The organism is Saccharopolyspora sp. 6V (genome assembly GCF_020176785.1).
Taxonomy (GTDB): domain Bacteria; phylum Actinomycetota; class Actinomycetes; order Mycobacteriales; family Pseudonocardiaceae; genus Saccharopolyspora_C; species Saccharopolyspora_C gregorii.
In genome coordinates this window covers 1-3,054 of the sequence record NZ_JAIUKB010000225.1, presented here as the reverse complement: position 1 = coordinate 3,054, position 3,054 = coordinate 1, and the positions used below count along the sequence as shown (strand labels likewise).

General features: G+C 70.0%; 2 protein-coding genes. Both read left to right on the top strand.

All coding sequences use genetic code 11. From position 1 onward, the window contains the following. Window positions 1–808, top strand: an 808-nt coding sequence (locus LCD35_RS29605; protein ID WP_225045315.1) for a bifunctional DNA primase/polymerase, incomplete at its 5' end; no start/stop codon positions are given. A gap of 80 nt (window positions 809–888) precedes the next feature. Next, window positions 889–2,409, top strand: coding sequence for a YfjI family protein (locus LCD35_RS29600; RefSeq protein WP_225045314.1), 1,521 nt, complete (start codon window positions 889–891; stop codon window positions 2,407–2,409). Window positions 2,410–3,054: the final 645 nt, after the last annotated feature.

The following is a 3,054-nucleotide window of genomic DNA, read 5'->3' as shown; positions in this document are numbered from 1 at the left end:
CATCAAGAAGTGGGAACAGCGGCCGACAACCGACGAAGCGCAGATCCATGCTTGGTGGCCCGACAACTCCAGGAAAAACGTCGGCCTCGCCACGGGACGATCCGGGCTCCTGGTGGTCGACTGCGACCAGCCCGGGCACGCACACCGGATGCCCGACGGCTGGAACACGCTGGGGATCACCACCGGCGCGGGCGTGCTCGCCAGCCTCGTACGCCGCTCCGGCGAACCCTGGCCGGAGACCTACACCGTGGCCACCCCCTCCGGCGGGACACACCACTACTTCCGTGCGCCTGCCGGATTCCGCAACACCGCAGGCACGCTCGGGCCGCTCGTCGACACCCGCGCCGGTGGCGGCTACGTCGTCGCGCCCGGTTCGATCACCCCGGAAGGGTTCTACAACCTGCTCGACGACACCGAACCGGCCGATCCGCCGGTGTGGTTGCGCCGGGCCGCCGCTCCGCGTCCGTCTCCGGCGCTCTCAGCGCCCCGTGAGATCGCCCCTGCCCGCCTGTCCGGGTACGTGGCAGCAGCGGTTCGGGCTGAGACCGCGCGAGTCACAGCGGCGGAGTCAGGGCGTCAGAACCGCACCCTCTACGAAGCCGCGCTCGCGCTCGGCCGCCTGGTCGCCGGAGGAGCAGTCGACGACGCCACAGTGCGCACCGCCCTGCACCACGCCATGTCCCGGCTACCGCTGACGAGACCCCACGAACCGTGGACCGCTGAGCAGATCGACACCACCGTCGACTCCGCCTTCCGCGCCGCCGCCCACAACCCCCGCACGCTCACCCCGCGAGGCAACGCCGCATGAGCACACCACAGCCCCAAAGCCCCGGTATCGGGCGCATCCAGCGCCCGGACCATCCCGCCCGCACCGGAGAGGAGGAACCCGTGACCACCCACCTGCACGCCGTCCCCGACACCGCAGGCCAGCACGCCGCGCGGTGGGAGGATGCGCCGATCCCGCTGGACAGCGTGCGTGACCTGCCCGCGTTCCCGGTCGACGCGCTGCCCGGCTGGCTGGCCGACATGGTCGGTGCGGTCGCCGAGTTCACCCAGACCCCGGCGGACCTGGCCGGAAGCGTCGCGCTCGCGGCGATGTCGACCGCGATCGGCGGCCGCGCCTCGATCCGCATCCGCCGCGGCTACAGCGAGCCCGCGAACCTGTTCCTGATCGCCGCCCTGCCGCCCGGCGCCCGCAAGTCCGAGGTGTTCCGGGTCATGACCGCCCCGGTCTACGCCGTCGAACAGCACCTCATCGAGCAGGCCATGCCGAAGATCGAAGCCGCCCAGCTCGCCAAGCGCATCGCCGAACGCGAAGCCCGTGACGCTGAAGAGAAGGCCAGTTCAGACGACCCCGCCACCATCGACGGCGCCACCAATGCGGCGCTGCACGCGCAGAGCCTGTCGGTGCCACCGAAGCCGAAGCTCGCGGTCAACAACATCACCCCGGAGAAGGCCACCGCCCGCCTGATCGAGCAGGGCGGCAGGCTCGCCGTGCTCGCACCGGAAGGCGGCATCATCTCGATCATCGCCGGGCGCTACTCCGGCACCCCGAACTTCGACGTGTTCCTGTCCGGACACGCCGGGGAACCGCTCGACGTCGAGCGCCAAGGCCGCGACGAGATCCGCGTCGACGCCGCGCACCTCACGCTCGGGCTGGTCGTGCAGCCGATCGTGCTCAAGAACCTGGCCGGGATCACCGACGCCCGGGACAAGGGTTTGTTGGGCCGGTTCCTGTACTCGCTGCCGACCTCCACGCTCGGGTTCCGCGAAACCCGCGCGGCCGCGCCGATCCCGGACGAGGTCGCCACCGCCTACGACACCCGCGTGCGCACCCTGGTCCACCACTACGCGGGCCTGTCCAAGCCGGTGCCGTTCGTGTTCAGCAACGACGCGAACGAGGCCATGTACGAGCTTCAGGCGGAGATCGAGCCACACCTGCGGCCCGGCGCGGCCTACGGGCACATGACCGACTGGGCCGGGAAATACCCCGGCGCCGTCGCCCGCCTGGCCGGGAACCTCCACGCCGCCCGCCACCTCGACACCGCAGGCGAGCACGAGATCACCGGCGAGACCTTCGCCGCGGCCCGACGGCTCGGCGAGTACTTCCTCGCCCACGCCCTGGCCACCTACGACCACATGGGCACCGACGCCACCCTCGACGACGCCCGCACCATCCTCGCCTGGATCGAACGTACCCGGCCCACCTGCTTCACCCGCCGGGACATCCTCAACAACCACCGCCGCCACTTCGGCACCGCCGCCGCGATCGACCCAGCCTTGAGCGTCCTCGAAGACTGCGGCCACATCGTGCGCGTCGATCCACCCGCCCGTACCGGCCCCGGCCGCAAACCGAGCCCGACCTACTGGCCCCACCCCACCTACCGCGCCCCCGACGACCGCCCCTGACCCCGTACGCACAATCCGCACAATCCGCAAAAACCCGTTCCCGCAGGTCACAGAGCTACAGGAATGTACGCAGAATGTACGCAGAATGTACGCAGAAATCTTCCCAGCTCAGACGCGGCCCACCACGGACACAAGCCGCTGACCTGCACATATTTTTGCAGTCATTTTGCGTACATTCTGCGTACACCCACCAAGATCACCTTCCAGGGCTCTGAACAGCAGAAACGACCCCCGCAGCTTAATTCTGCGTATTTCGCGGATTCTGCGTACACCCCTCCACCCCTCACCACCCGGGAGACACCCATGCCCGAACACCGCTACCGCACCAGCCTCGACTGCCACGACCCGAACGCCGACCACCACCCCATGCCCACCTACCCGTGGAACGCCGCACCCGAACACCTGCGAACCCGCCGCCAACTCCGCGAAGCAGGACTCTGCCCCGGCGGCAAACCCGCCGTCGCCCAGATGCTGCGCCCCCGCCAACGCCTCCCCCCCCACCCCCCAACCCGCACTGTCTTGGGGGCGCGTGGGCGGGGTGTTGTTTATAACAGACCGGCCCCGCCGGGGGGGGGGGGCTGCGCAGCCGCGTCGAAGGCGTGCTGCCGGTGCACGTGGGGCACACCGTGGACTGGGCGAAGACGG